Source organism: Rhizobium sp. 25PS6, from assembly GCF_032464655.1.
GTDB lineage: Bacteria > Pseudomonadota > Alphaproteobacteria > Rhizobiales > Rhizobiaceae > Rhizobium > Rhizobium laguerreae.
In genome coordinates this window covers 34,459-47,615 of the sequence record NZ_JAWDIV010000027.1, presented here as the reverse complement: position 1 = coordinate 47,615, position 13,157 = coordinate 34,459, and the positions used below count along the sequence as shown (strand labels likewise).

The window sequence follows — 13,157 nt, the reverse complement described above, 5'->3', positions numbered from 1 at the left end:
GGACGGTCTCTCCGCGCCAGCAGGAAGGGCGCGGCCGCCTTTCGCCACGCCTGGTATCTCCTAGTTGCGGGCTCGCCAGAAGGCGATCTGCCTGCGCACTTCGGACGGCGCGGTGCCGCCGAAGCTCTTGCGGCTGGCGACCGAAGCCTCGACAGTCAGCACGTCGTAGACCTTGTCGGTGATGTCGGCATGGATCGCCTGCAGATCGGAGAGCGGTAGCTCGGCAAGGTCGCAGCCTTTGCTTTCGGCGAGCGCTACGGCGCGGCCGGTGACGTGATGGGCGTCGCGGAAGGGGAGGCCCGCTTCGCGCACCAGCCAGTCGGCAAGATCGGTCGCCGTCGAATAGCCTGAGCCGGCCGCCGCCTTCATGCGCGCGGTGTTGACGGTCATGTCGCGCACCATGCCGGTCATGGCGGCGATTGCCAGTTCCAGGCTCTCGGCTGCATCGAAGACCTGTTCCTTGTCTTCCTGCATGTCCTTGGAATAGGCGAGCGGCAGGCCCTTCATGATCGTCAGCAGCGCCACCAGCGAGCCGTTGATCCGGCCGGTCTTGGCGCGCACCAGTTCGGCGGCATCCGGGTTCTTCTTCTGCGGCATGATCGACGAGCCGGTCGAGAAGGCGTCGGAGAGACGCACGAAACTGAATTGCGGTGTCGACCAGATGACGATCTCTTCTGCCAGACGCGAAAGGTGCATGCCTGCAATCGCTGCGATCGACAGGAACTCGATGGCGAAATCGCGGTCGGAGACCGTATCGATGGAGTTGCGGGTCGGCTCGCGGAAACCGAGCGCCTTGGCGGTCATGTGGCGGTCGATCGGATAGCCGGTGCCGGCAAGGGCGGCAGCGCCGATCGGACTTTCATCCAGATGCTCGATGGCGTGGCGCACGCGCGAGCGATCGCGGCCGAACATTTCGACATAGGCCATGCAGTGATGACCGAAGGTAACGGGCTGGGCGGTCTGCAGATGGGTGAAGCCCGGCATGACGCTTTCGGCATGTTCTTCGGCGCGGTCGAGGAAAGCCGCGATTAGGCCGGTCAGCATCTGCTCGGTCTTCTGCAGCTCTTCCTTCACCCAGAGACGGAAGTCGAGCGCCACCTGATCATTGCGCGAGCGAGCGGTGTGCAGGCGGCCGGCCGCCGGTCCGATCAGCGTCGCCAGGCGTGCTTCGACATTCATATGGATGTCTTCGAGCTGACGCGAGAATTCGAAATTGCCGCTTTCGATTTCTGACAGGATCGTGTTTAGCCCGTGAACGATCTTGTCCTTATCGTCAGTGGAAATAATCCCCTGATGGGCGAGCATCGTCGCATGGGCAATCGAACCGCGGATATCCTGCGCGAATAGCTTCTTGTCGAAACCGATCGAGGCATTTATCTCCTCCATGATCGCGTCCGGGCCGGAGGCGAAGCGGCCGCCCCACATCTGGTTGGAAGATTTGGTGTCCGTGGTGTCGTCGGCCATGAAGGTGTCCGCCTTGAGGATGCATGTCCAGGAGAATGAAATGACGACAAGAAAACCCCTCGGGCTGCCATCCCTGAAGTGGATCGCGATAGCCGCCGTTGCGGGTGTCGTTGCCGGTGCGGCAGCGGTATACGTGAAGGAGACGGGGATTGGCAATGGCGGCGGCGAAACGGCATCAGTCGAATGCAAGCTTGCCAAGGATCGCATGGCCGGTATTACACCGCTGATGAGGGGACAGGTGGCCGCCATGGTCGCTGTCAATGAGCCGCGCAAGCTGACCGCCATTTCCTTCAACGGGCCGGACGGCAAACCGCTGACGCTCGATCATTTCGCCGGCAAGACCGTGCTTCTCAATCTCTGGGCGACATGGTGCGTCCCCTGCCGCGAGGAGATGCCGGCGCTGAATGCGCTCGAGAAGGAGTTGGGCAGCGACAGGTTCCAGGTCGTGCCGGTCAATATCGACGGTGGCGACGACGAGAAGCCGAAGACCTTCCTTGCGGAGACCGGCGTCGATGCGCTGCAGCTCTATCGCGACAATACGATTTCGGTGTTCAACAGCCTGAAGAAAGAGGGCCTCGCCATGGGGCTGCCGGTGACGCTACTGATCGATGACAAGGGATGCCTGATCTCCGCCATGAACGGCCCTGCCGCTTGGGACAGCGAGGATGCCAAGGCGCTGATCAAGGGTGCGATCGGGTCGTAAGAATGCCGGTCAGGAGTCTCCGTCTCCTTTTATGAGGAACACACCCGCAAGTCCGATGAGCACGAAGCATTGCAGCAGGAACATCGGAGTTTCGATCGACATTGCGTTTCCTCGCGTTCACGGCAAGGAAAGCATTTCGCGGGCGCTCGGTCCATTCAGCCTTTCTGATGATGTCAGCTTAGCGCGTCGGTACCGGCACTTCACCGCGATAGTCATAGAAGCCGCGCCCGGACTTGCGCCCAAGCCAGCCGGCCTCGACATACTTCACCAGCAGCGGGCAGGGACGATATTTCGAATCCGCCAAGCCGTCATGCAGCACCTGCATAATCGAGAGGCAGGTGTCGAGGCCGATGAAATCGGCAAGCTGCAGCGGTCCCATCGGATGGTTGGCGCCGAGCTTCATCGCCGTATCGATGGCGTCGACCGTGCCCACGCCTTCATAGAGCGTGTAGATCGCTTCGTTGATCATCGGCAGCAGGATGCGGTTGACGATGAAGGCCGGGAAATCCTCAGCGACAGTGATGGTCTTTTCCAGCGTGCCGACGAATTCCTTGGCGGCGGAGAAGGTCTTCTCGTCGGTGGCGATGCCGCGCACCAATTCGACCAGCTTCATGACAGGCACCGGGTTCATGAAGTGTATGCCCATGAAGCGTTCGGGGCGGTCGGTGGCGGCAGCAAGCCGGGTGATGGAAAGGGAAGAGGTGTTGGTGGCAAGCAGCGCTTCCGGCTTCAGGACCGGACAGACCTGGGTATAGATCTTGCGCTTGACCGTTTCATCCTCGGTGGCGGCCTCGATAACGAGATCGGAGGGGGCGAGGTCATTGACATCGGACGAGCCTGATATGAGCGACAAGGTCGACTTGCGTTCCTCTTCGGTCATCTTGCCGTTTGTCACCAGGCGGGCCAGGTTGCCGTTGATGGTGGCAAGGCCGGATTCAATGCGGTCCTGCGAGAGATCGTAGATGTGAACCCTGTAACCTGCGGCGGCCGAAACATGCGCGATGCCGCAGCCCATCTGGCCGGCACCAATAATACCAATATTCTTCAACACCGCATTCATCTCCAAACCCCCGCACGGCATTCGCCCCCGCGCCGCCGCATTTTTCTAGCAATACTGCCGGACGAAGGATCGCCCGGCAGCAGTAGTAGCCCGATAAAAGATAATTTTCCAGTCATTCGCACGTGCGAAAGAAAAGCATTTGACGCGGTCAGAGCGCCTTTTCCAATTCCGGCAAGACATCGAAGAGATCGGCGACCAATCCATAGTCTGCGACCTGGAAGATCGGCGCCTCCTCGTCCTTGTTGATGGCAACGATCACCTTCGAATCCTTCATGCCGGCCAGATGCTGGATGGCGCCTGAAATGCCGCAGGCAATGTAGAGCTGCGGCGCCACCACCTTGCCGGTCTGGCCGACCTGCCAGTCGTTCGGCGCATAACCGGCGTCGACGGCGGCTCTGGATGCACCAACGGCGGCCCCCAGCTTGTCGGCAAGCGGCAGGATGACTTCCCTGAACTTTTCCGGAGAGCCGAGTGCCCGGCCGCCGGAGATGATGATCTTGGCCGAGGTCAGCTCCGGCCGGTCGGAGGCCGACAGCGCATCGCCGACGAAGGTCGAAAGCCCCGGATCGGAAACCGCCGGAATTGCCTCGATCGTTGCCGAACCTCCCTCCGGCGTAGAGGCAAAGGATGCGGTGCGCACGGTGATCACCTTCTTGGCATCGCTCGCCTGCACCGTCTGGATGGCATTGCCGGCATAGATCGGCCGCTTGAAGGTGTCGGACGAGATCACCTCGATGATCTCCGAGACCTGGGCGACATCGAGGAGGGCTGCCACCCGCGGCAGCACATTCTTGCCGACCGAGGTGGCGGCAGAGATGATCGTGTCATAGCTGGCGGAGAGCGAGACGATCAGATCGGCCAGCGGTTCGGCCAGATTGTTGGCGAGTTCATCGCTTTCGGCCAGCAGTACCTTGGAGACGCCGGCAAGTTTTGCCGCTTGTTCGGCAGCAGGCTTGGCAGCCTTGCCGGCAACCAGCACATGAATATCGCTTGCCTGTTCCTTGGCGATCTTTGTTGCCGCCGTCAGCGCCTTGGCGGTCTGATCGGACAGGCTGGCATTGTCGTGGTCAGCCAGAAGAAGAATGGTCATGATGATGGCTCCTGTTCCAACCTGACTACAGCACGCCGGCTTCGTTTTTGAGCTTGTCGATCAGTTCGGCGACCGACTTGACCTTGACGCCGGCCTTGCGGCCGGACGGCTCCTCGGTCTTCAAGACCTTGAGGCGTGGCGTCGTGTCAACGCCAAAGTCTGCCGGACTCTTCTTGTCGAGCGGCTTCTTCTTCGCCTTCATGATATTCGGCAACGAGGCATAACGCGGTTCGTTCAAACGCAGATCTGATGTGACGACCGCCGGCAGCTTGATCTCGATCGTCTGCAGGCCGCCATCGACTTCGCGGGTCACCTGAGCCTTGCCATCGCCGATCTCGATCTTCGAGGCGAAGGTCGCCTGGGCAATTCCCATCAACGCCGCCAGCATCTGGCCGGTCTGGTTGCTGTCGTCATCAATCGCCTGCTTGCCAACGATGATCAGCCCCGGCTGTTCGGCATCGGCGACAGCCTTCAAGATCTTGGCGACGGTCAGCGGCTCGATCTGATCGTCGGTCTCGACCAGGATTGCCCGGTCGGCACCCATGGCAAGGGCGGTCCTCAGCGTCTCCTCGGCCTTGGCCGGGCCGATCGAAACGACCACCACTTCCTCGCACTTGCCGGCTTCCTTCAGCCGCAGCGCCTCTTCCACCGAGATCTCGTCGAACGGGTTCATCGACATCTTCACATTGGTTAGCTCGACACCCGTGCCATCCGGCTTTACCCGGATCTTCACGTTGTAATCGACAACCCGTTTGACTGGGACGAGTATCTTCATGGGGTCCTTCCTTCAGGAGAAACTGGCTTCAGAGACTTTTTTAGAAAATGCGCGCTCGAGCGCCGCTCCGATTGTCGAATGGCGACATGGATACGCGCTTTTCCTCCAAATTCAACGCTTCCATGACGGCGGGCAGGCGATTTGCCCGGCAATATATGGACGTTTACGTTCACGTCAATATGGGTCGCCTAGCGTCGACCCCAGGGAAAGCGTTGCGCCGTTCGCCCGTCCGTGCCGGCCGTGAGGGCAGGGCCGGCGCCCGGCTCGTTTCTGACGGCGCGGGGCGTGACGATCTGCCGGTCGAAGAGCGGCACACCAGGCCGGCGGAACACCAGGATCAGGAAAGCCCCGGCAAGGATGCCGCCGACATGCGCGCCCCAGGAAACGTCGCCGTCAGGTGCGATCGCCAGCATGAAGAACTGCTGCCCGATCCATAAAAGCAGCGGCACGAAGGCCGGCAGCGGCAGCGGCACGCGGAAGAACACCAGCACCCAGACCCGGACGCGCGGATGCAGCATGACATAGGCGGCAACGACGCCGGAGACCGCCCCCGATGCGCCGACCAGCGGCGCTTCCGAGGTCATGGTCAGCAGGCCGTGGCAAAGCGCGCCGGCAGCGGCGCAAACGAGATAGAAAATCAGGAAGCGCAGATGTCCCATCGCATCCTCGACATTATCGCCGAAGACCCAGAGGAAGATCATGTTGCCGGCCAGATGCCAGAAGCCGGTATGGACGAAGGCATAGGTGAGGTAGGTCAGCGGCTCCGGCACGATTTCGAGTCCCTGCGCCAGCACCGCGTGGCCGAAGGCGATTGCCGGGATGTAGCCGAGACCGACGGTCGTCGCCTGAGCTGCCTGCTCGCTCTCCAGGCTGGTCAAAAGCCAGAACGCGAAGTTCAGCGCGATCAGTGCGAGCGTTACCCACTGAACCTTGATATGTTTCAGCGTATTGGCATCGTGAAGTGGTATGAACATAAAGGCCCCTCGGCGATCGTGATCGCGACAAGCCTATCTGTTTTTTCCCGGAACCCAAAGCACATCCGCATGGCCCCGGTCATTTGCATGACGTGCTGCGACGAAGAGGAAATCGGAGAGCCGGTTGACATATTTCATCGCCGGCTCGCCGACGATTTCGCCGTCGGTGCGGGCAAGCGCCACCATCAAACGTTCGGCGCGCCGCGCAATCGTGCGGGCAAGATGCAGATGGGCGGCAGCCGGGCTGCCGCCTGGCAGGATGAAGGATTTGAGCGGCTCCAGGCCGGCGTTCAACCGGTCGATATCACGCTCGACGCGGTCGACCTGCGTCTCGACGATCCGCAGCGGCTCATAGGCCGGCGGCTCACCAATGTCAGGGGTGGCGAGATCGGCGCCGAGATCGAAGAGGTCGTTCTGGATAGACATCAGCATGGCGTCGAGTTCAGGCAAGCCGGCCGTGTGCAGCCGCGCCAGGCCGATCGCGGAATTGGCCTCGTCGATCGTGCCGTAGGCCTCGACGCGCAGATCGTCTTTCAGCCGGCGCGGGCCGGACACCAGCCCGGTCGTGCCGTCATCGCCTGTTTTCGTGTAGATCTTGTTGAGCTTGACCACGGTTTCCCCCTTGAAGTTCGATCAGGTCGGGCGGCCGCCGCCGGTGATCCAGAGCGTCACCATGATCAGGATGACGGCGATCGCCTGCAACAGCACACGAAGCTGCATCAGCTTGTTGGAACGGTTGGGATCGCCGCCCTTCATCATGTTGAAGAGACCGCGGATCAGGACGAGGGCGACGACGCCCATGACGATGATTGCGAGGATATAGGTGACCGTGGACATGGCGCTCAGCTTTCTCAGTCAGTCCGTCCAGCGCATCAGGCGGTAGAAGAGGTCTGCCGGAAGCAGCCGCTTCAGGAACATGCCCTGTTTAGCCGGAGTCGTTACGGGATAATGTGGCCTCGGATTCTTCGAGTTCAATGCGTGTTTCAACACGGAATAGACCGCTTCCGGGCCGAGTCTATGGCGGTTGACCGGCCCCGATCCGTCGAGTCTCGCCAATTGCCTGATATAATCGACCGCGTGCGGCGAATTCTCGATGTCGATATGTTCCTTGATCTTTGCGAGCGCATTGGCGGTAAAACGTGTGGCGATCGGACCCGGCTCGATCAGGCTCACATGGATGCCGCTGCCCTGCAGCTCCATGCGCAGGGTGATGCTGAGGCCTTCGAGTGCGAATTTGGACGCGGTGTAGGCGCCGCGATAGCGATAGGGAACGACACCGAGGATCGACGAGCATTGCACGATCCGCCCTTCGCCACGGTTGCGCATCGACGGAATGACCTGCCGCGTCAGCTCATGCCAGCCGAAGAAATTCGCCTCGAACTGCGCGCGTAGCGTTGCCGTCGACAGATCCTCGACGGCGCCCGGCTGGCCATAGGCGCCGTTATTGAAGAGCGCGTCGATGCGACCGCCGCTGCGTTCCAGGACCGCGCCGACCAGGTCGGAAATCGTCTCGGTCCTGGCATAGTCCATCAGGAAGGCTTCGATGCCTTCCGCTTCCAGCCCCTGGAGATCGTCCGGCTTGCGCACCGTCGCGAAGACACGCCAGCCATCGGCTTTCAGCGCCCGCGCGCAATGAGCGCCGATACCGGAAGAACATCCGGTCACGACGATGGTGCGCTCTCCCGCCATGGAATGATTCCTGTACAAAATGGGACTCGTTTCCCATATTCGGCCAGAGGATACAATCTGGAAAGCCGGAGACGGAATGCCGAAGGTGCTGCGCACGATCTACGACGTGGTCTATGACGCGATCTGTCATATGGTCGAGGACGACGGCTTTGCGATGGCGAGCCACGTGGCGCTGTCGAGCCTGCTTGCGGTTTTCCCCTTCCTGATCTTCGGCACCGCGCTTGCAAGCTTCCTTGGCGCCGATCAATTTTCCTCGACGGCCATCCATCTGATCTTCGACACCTGGCCCGAGGCGATCGCCAAGCCGCTCGCCGACCAGGTGCTGCAGGTGCTGACCATTCCGCGCGGCGGACTGCTGACGATCTCGGTGCTGGCCGCCGCTTATTTCGCCTCGAACGGCGTCGAGGCGCTGCGCATCTCGCTCAACCGCGCCTACCGGGTACAGGAAACACGGCCCTGGTATTTCACGCGTCTCGCCAGCCTCGGCTACGTGCTGATCGCGGTCATCATCTTCGCGGCGATCAGCATCCTGCTGGTCGCCCTGCCGCTGGCGCTCGATTATGCGCGCGGCTGGTTTCCGCTGTTTGCCGATACGCTCGACATCGTCTTCAGCTGGCGCATCTACGGTACGCTGGTGGTTCTGACCGTCGGACTGCTGGTCATGCATCTCTGGCTGCCGGCCGGCAAGCGGCGGGTCTTCGACGTCATTCCCGGCGTGCTGTTGACGCTGCTTCTCTGGCTCGCCGGCGCGCTGATCTTTGCCTATTATCTCGCGACCTTCGCCAATTATACCGCAACCTATGCCGGTCTTGCCTCTGTCATGATCGTGCTGATCTTCCTCTACATGGTCGGCGTCATCTTCATCATCGGGGCGGAGATCAATGCAGCGCTGATCAAGTTCCGCGTCTTCCGGATGTTTTCGCACACGCTTTCGATCGTCGGCAGAGAGCGTGTCGAAAGGCAATCAGAGCCCGACAAGGCGGCGAATATCCGCCCCTGACATGCCCTGGGCGCGCAATTCGCCAAGGCCGGTGTCGCCTTGGCTTTTCGAAAGCTTGCGGCCATCCGCGCCGAGAATGAGACGATGATGGTGATAGACCGGCTGCGGCAGGCCGAGCAGCACCTGCAACAGCCGGTGCACCGATGTGGCGTGGAAGAGGTCGAGCCCACGCACGACATGGGTGACGCCCTGCAGCGCATCGTCGACGACCACGGAAAGATGATAGCTCGATGGCGCATCCGAGCGCGACAGGATGACGTCGCCCCAGACGTCGGGCTCGGCGGCGATCTCGCCTGTCCTGCCGTCGCCGGTTTCCGTCCAGAACAGCAGTTCGCCGATCAGGTCGAGCGCTTTGCGCATATCGAGCCGCCAGGCATGTTTCTTCCCCGAGGTCAGCATGTCCCGCCATTCGTCTGCCGGACGCTCGCGATCACTTGCGGGATAATGCGGGGCGCCGTCGGGATCGCGCGGCCAGGATTCACCCGCTGCCTCGTAGGCGACGACGCGCGCCTTCACCTCGCCGCGCGTCAGAAAAGCTGGATAGACCAGCCCGCGCTCGATCAGAGCGTGCAACGCCGCCTGATATTCGGGAAAATGTTCCGACTGGCGCCGCACCGGGCTTTCCCAGCTGATATCAAGCCATTCGAGATCCCTCAGGATGCCGGCCTCGAACTCGGGCGTGCAGCGGGTCTGGTCGATATCCTCGATGCGCAGCAGCAGGCGGCTTTGTTCGGCCTCTGCCATGTCGCGGTTCAGAAGGGCCGAGAGGGCATGGCCGAGATGCAACGGTCCGTTGGGACTCGGCGCAAAACGAAAGACAGGTTTTTGACGCTCACTCGTGGTCATGCTTTCTTCTGCCATGGATTCGGCTTTTGAACCACTGCGAGGCAATGTGCAGATCATCCGCAACGACGATGACGTCAGGCAGGGGCTCGAAGCGCTGCTTCGCCTCGATCCGCGTCTTGTGCCGATCGTCGCCGACGCTGGACCCATTCCGCTGCGATTGCGCGAGCCAGGCTTTGCCGGTCTTGCCCATATCATCGTCTCGCAGATGGTATCGCGCGCCAGCGCCGAGGCGATCTGGCGGCGCATGCTGCCGGCGGACGGTTCGCTGACGGCCGAAGGCTACGCACTGCTTCACGCCGAGGCGTGGCGCGAATTCGGTCTGTCGCGCGCCAAGGCCGAGACGCTGTCGCGGATTGCCGAAGCGGTCGCTTCCGGCCGTCTCGATCTCTCCGGGCTCTGCCTGAAGCCGCCGGCCGAGGCGCTTGGCGAACTGACCGCGCTGAAGGGTGTCGGGCCGTGGACGGCAGAGGTCTATCTGATGTTTTGCGGCGGTCATGCCGATGTTTTCCCGGCCGGCGATGTCGCGCTGCAGAATGCCGTCGGGACCGCATTCAGTCTTGCCGCACGGCCGCAGGCGAAGATGCTTGCTGAGCTTTCGGCAGTCTGGTCGCCGTGGCGCTCGGTGGCGGCACGGCTTTTCTGGGCCTACTACGCCACGAAGATGCGCCGTGACGTGGTGCCGATCGGCTGATCGGCAACACTCTTCAAAATGCCTTTATCCTCTGAATTTATTGGACTTCACAATCCTGTAACAACCGGCCTAATATACAGGTGCAGATGCCGAATCGATCAGGAGAGTCCCTTGACGATTGCAGTCTCCCCACAGGCCCTGCCGGCGCTCGTCCTGAACGCTGACTACCGGCCACTGAGTTATTACCCCTTGTCGTTGTGGTCCTGGCAGGACGCGATCAAGGCGGTATTTCTCGACCGTGTGAACATCATTGCAGAATATGAACATTCGGTTTCCTCGCCGAGCTTTTCGATGCGGCTTCCGAGCGTCGTGTGCCTGAAGACTTACGTTCAGCCCTCCCGCAATCCCGCTTTCACCCGGTTCAACGTCTTCCTGCGCGACCGGTTCGAATGCCAGTATTGCGGCGCCCATGACGACCTGACCTTCGACCACGTCATCCCGCGCGCCCATGGCGGCGAGACGACCTGGGAGAATGTCGTGGCAGCCTGTTCGCCCTGCAATCTGCGCAAGGGCAGCAAACTTCCGAAGCAGGCAGCCATGTTTCCGGCGCAGAAGCCCTACCAGCCGACGGTGCAGGATCTGCACAATAACGGCCGGCTGTTCCCGCCGAACTATCTGCATGAAAGCTGGCTCGACTATCTCTATTGGGATACCGAACTGCAGCCCTGATCGAACGGCCTGCAGCGCCGCGCGTCCTTTCAGAGGCGCAAAGGACGCTGCAGCCCATTCGAATGCTGCATAATTTTACGAGGCGGCCTTGCGAACGCCGACAAAGGCGAAGGCTGCGAGCAGGATTCCGGCAATCACGTTCCAGCCCGCAAAAGACAGGCCGAGCACGCGCAGCGCCGCATCGGTGCAGGACGGGCCCTTGATGGTGTTGAGCTCACCAAGCAGATCGCCGGCATTGGTCGTCATGCTGCTTGCCGTCGTCGAGCAGGTGGCCGGGCCCGGCCAGAAGTGCCATTCGACACCGGCGTGATAAACACCCATGCCTGCCGTCACCAGCATCAGGGTGCCGGCGGCGAGAATGAGCGCCCGGGTGATCCAGTTCGGCAGGCCGACGAGCTCGGAGATTGCGGCCAGGATCGCGATCGGGATAGCGTAATAATAGGGCTGCCGCTGCAACAGGCAGAGCGCACAGGGAATATAGCCGCCGATATACTGGAAGCCGAGCGCCGTGCCGACGGCCGCCGCCATGCCGGTGGCGAGCAACATGGAATAGACAAAGCCGGGGCGGGCGAGCGGCGAGGAAATAGTCATGGCGGAGCTCCGCGAGTTTAGTAGAGCATGAGATGCGGATTGATTTTAGGCCTGTTCGGCCGAAAATCATCCTCGCCTAGTGAGCGAAAGAGCGGTAGCCGACATATAGCACGATCACCGTAGCGGCACCGATGCCAACGATCTGGCCGAGGCGCTTCTCGATGAAGTCACGGATCGGCTCGCCGTAGTGGCGCAGCAGCCATGCGAGGAAGAGGAAACGCGCGCCGCGTGCAATAATCGCCGAAACAATGAAAAGGCCCAGATTGACGTGAATGACGCCGGACAGGATCGTCACGATCTTGATCGGCGGCAAATGCGCAAGACCTGATGTGACAAGCAGCAGCAGGATCCACTCGTAGGTGACATAGGCCTTCATCTGCTCGAAGGCATCGAGCTTGCCGTAAAATTCGAGCACCGGCCGCGCCACCGTCTCATAGGCGTAAAAGCCGAGCGCCCAGCCGGCGATGCCGCCGAGTACGGAAGCGACGGTCGCGACCAGCGCGTAGCGATAGGAGCGTTCCGGCCTGGCAAGCGCCATCGGCAGGAACAGCACGTCGGCGGGAACGAGAAAGACGGAGCTTTCGACGAAGGCGATGACGGCGAGCCAGATTTCGGCCGATTTGCGTGCGGCCAGAGACATGGTCCAGTCGTAAAGTCTGCGGAGCATTCCGTTTCCTTCCTGTTGCAGTGCAAAAGAGCTTTAGGGGCCGTGCGCGGCGCTGTAAATGCTCGTCCGTGTCCTTCGTGCCACCGCCGTCAAAAAAATTTCGTGATGACGGGTGTCAGCACCTCTCCCAAGATTTCACGGGATTGCGAATCGGCCATTCTGCGGCAAGCTGATTTAGGGTCGACGTGCAGGGCGGCATGAGAATGTTCAAAGTGATCGAAGGTGGCCGTGGGCGGGCCGTGCAAATGGATGACCGGTCCGAGAAGGGGCGTGGACCGAGCAGAGACGACGTGCGCCGGGAGGCCGCGCGACGGATCGACGACAGCGGTTATCATCTGTCCCGCATCCGGGAATTCGCGACCGGCGTGCCGATGCTGGCCTCTCTCAAACACTTGTCGCTACAGATCGACTTCGCAGCCGAGGCGTTGTCGCGGCTCGACCCAATCCCGGACGATTTCCGCGCCGATGGTTATTGGCCGGCGGGCTGAGGCAATCACGCTTACGGCGCCGCGCGTCCGGGTACTTAATCCCGACGCCTGTCGGAACAACGGCTTGACTGCATGGTTTCCTTCTCATGATCAACAAATCCCGAGGAGGATATTCCCATGCGGATGAAACTTGCTGCCGCCTCGCTGCTCGCCCTTGGCATGGCGACGTCGGCTTTCGCACAGGCCAACCCGCCGCAGGCTCCGACCAACAGCGGCGCCAATACGCCGAGCAGCTCGGAATATGACAGCACCGGCAACAGCGGCAGCGGCACGACGGTACCACTGGATCCGAATGCAACGAACAGCACGACGAACAATGGCTCCGCCAGTTCGATGAACATGCCGATGAACAAGGCGAATTGCCCGGACCAACCGAGCGGTGAGTCGCTTCAGACGCAAGGCGGCAACAGCGGCACGACGACCAGCGAAGCCTGCCCTGACAAGTAGTCC

Annotated in this window: 17 protein-coding genes; 6 read left to right on the top strand and 11 right to left on the bottom strand. The window is 61.4% G+C overall.

What is annotated here, in order from left to right:
• Nucleotides 1–60 precede the first annotated feature (60 nt).
• Complete coding sequence (gene argH, locus RWK44_RS30440) at nt 61–1,464, bottom strand: argininosuccinate lyase (protein WP_131663286.1); 1,404 nt, start codon at nt 1,462–1,464, stop codon at nt 61–63.
• Nucleotides 1,465–1,504: 40 nt separating this feature from the next.
• On the opposite strand from argH, the gene tlpA reads away from it, so the two are divergent.
• On the top strand, nt 1,505–2,167 hold the full coding sequence (gene tlpA / locus RWK44_RS30435; RefSeq protein WP_316029876.1) for a thiol:disulfide interchange protein TlpA: 663 nt from the start codon (nt 1,505–1,507) through the stop codon (nt 2,165–2,167).
• Between the two features lie 178 nt (nt 2,168–2,345).
• Here the strand turns inward: tlpA and RWK44_RS30430 are convergent, their stop codons facing one another.
• From RWK44_RS30430 to RWK44_RS30400, 7 genes are all read right to left on the bottom strand, one after another.
• On the bottom strand, nt 2,346–3,227 hold the full coding sequence (locus RWK44_RS30430; protein WP_017966357.1) for a 3-hydroxybutyryl-CoA dehydrogenase: 882 nt from the start codon (nt 3,225–3,227) through the stop codon (nt 2,346–2,348).
• 148 nt (nt 3,228–3,375) lie between these two features.
• Nucleotides 3,376–4,317: an electron transfer flavoprotein subunit alpha/FixB family protein gene (locus RWK44_RS30425; protein ID WP_316029875.1), complete on the bottom strand. Its 942-nt coding sequence runs from the start codon at nt 4,315–4,317 to the stop codon at nt 3,376–3,378.
• Between the two features lie 25 nt (nt 4,318–4,342).
• Nucleotides 4,343–5,092, bottom strand: a complete 750-nt coding sequence (locus RWK44_RS30420) for an electron transfer flavoprotein subunit beta/FixA family protein (RefSeq protein WP_316029874.1) — start codon at nt 5,090–5,092, stop codon at nt 4,343–4,345.
• Between the two features lie 188 nt (nt 5,093–5,280).
• Entirely contained in the window at nt 5,281–6,066 is a 786-nt protein-coding gene (locus tag RWK44_RS30415; RefSeq protein WP_221947939.1) for a rhomboid family intramembrane serine protease, read from the bottom strand.
• Between the two features lie 33 nt (nt 6,067–6,099).
• A complete protein-coding gene (locus tag RWK44_RS30410) occupies nt 6,100–6,678 on the bottom strand; it encodes a cob(I)yrinic acid a,c-diamide adenosyltransferase (protein ID WP_131663291.1) in 579 nt (192 codons plus the stop codon).
• 21 nt (nt 6,679–6,699) lie between these two features.
• Nucleotides 6,700–6,903 carry a twin transmembrane helix small protein gene (locus tag RWK44_RS30405; RefSeq protein WP_020051818.1) on the bottom strand — a complete coding sequence of 68 codons (204 nt, stop codon included), beginning with the start codon at nt 6,901–6,903 and terminating at the stop codon, nt 6,700–6,702.
• Between the two features lie 18 nt (nt 6,904–6,921).
• Nucleotides 6,922–7,755 (bottom strand): SDR family oxidoreductase, encoded by an 834-nt coding sequence (locus RWK44_RS30400; protein WP_131663292.1) that lies wholly within the window; start codon nt 7,753–7,755, stop codon nt 6,922–6,924.
• 76 nt (nt 7,756–7,831) lie between these two features.
• Here RWK44_RS30400 and RWK44_RS30395 point away from each other — a divergent pair, with 76 nt between their 5' ends.
• Nucleotides 7,832–8,755 (top strand): YihY/virulence factor BrkB family protein, encoded by a 924-nt coding sequence (locus RWK44_RS30395; protein WP_020051816.1) that lies wholly within the window; start codon nt 7,832–7,834, stop codon nt 8,753–8,755.
• Here the strand turns inward: RWK44_RS30395 and gluQRS are convergent.
• A complete protein-coding gene (gene gluQRS / locus RWK44_RS30390) occupies nt 8,720–9,601 on the bottom strand; it encodes a tRNA glutamyl-Q(34) synthetase GluQRS (RefSeq protein WP_131663293.1) in 882 nt (293 codons plus the stop codon). The two genes, RWK44_RS30395 and gluQRS, sit on opposite strands and share 36 nt — an antisense overlap.
• Between gluQRS and RWK44_RS30385 the strand changes: the two genes are divergently transcribed.
• Together RWK44_RS30385 and RWK44_RS30380 are read left to right on the top strand one after the other, a co-directional pair.
• Nucleotides 9,600–10,292, top strand: a complete 693-nt coding sequence (locus tag RWK44_RS30385; RefSeq protein WP_131663316.1) for a DNA-3-methyladenine glycosylase family protein — start codon at nt 9,600–9,602, stop codon at nt 10,290–10,292. The two genes, gluQRS and RWK44_RS30385, sit on opposite strands and share 2 nt — an antisense overlap.
• Nucleotides 10,293–10,403: 111 nt before the next feature.
• Complete coding sequence (locus tag RWK44_RS30380) at nt 10,404–10,961, top strand: HNH endonuclease (RefSeq protein ID WP_020051813.1); 558 nt, start codon at nt 10,404–10,406, stop codon at nt 10,959–10,961.
• A gap of 75 nt (nt 10,962–11,036) precedes the next feature.
• Here the strand turns inward: RWK44_RS30380 and RWK44_RS30375 are convergent, their stop codons facing one another.
• Both RWK44_RS30375 and RWK44_RS30370 read right to left on the bottom strand, forming a co-directional pair.
• Nucleotides 11,037–11,552, bottom strand: a complete 516-nt coding sequence (locus RWK44_RS30375; RefSeq protein ID WP_316029873.1) for a disulfide bond formation protein B — start codon at nt 11,550–11,552, stop codon at nt 11,037–11,039.
• 76 nt (nt 11,553–11,628) lie between these two features.
• Nucleotides 11,629–12,219 (bottom strand): YqaA family protein, encoded by a 591-nt coding sequence (locus tag RWK44_RS30370; RefSeq protein ID WP_065281419.1) that lies wholly within the window; start codon nt 12,217–12,219, stop codon nt 11,629–11,631.
• A gap of 197 nt (nt 12,220–12,416) precedes the next feature.
• Between RWK44_RS30370 and RWK44_RS30365 the strand changes: the two genes are divergently transcribed.
• Together RWK44_RS30365 and RWK44_RS30360 are read left to right on the top strand one after the other, a co-directional pair.
• Nucleotides 12,417–12,707: a hypothetical protein gene (locus RWK44_RS30365; RefSeq protein ID WP_077977752.1), complete on the top strand. Its 291-nt coding sequence runs from the start codon at nt 12,417–12,419 to the stop codon at nt 12,705–12,707.
• Nucleotides 12,708–12,824: 117 nt separating this feature from the next.
• Complete coding sequence (locus RWK44_RS30360; protein WP_077977751.1) at nt 12,825–13,154, top strand: hypothetical protein; 330 nt, start codon at nt 12,825–12,827, stop codon at nt 13,152–13,154.
• Nucleotides 13,155–13,157: the final 3 nt, after the last annotated feature.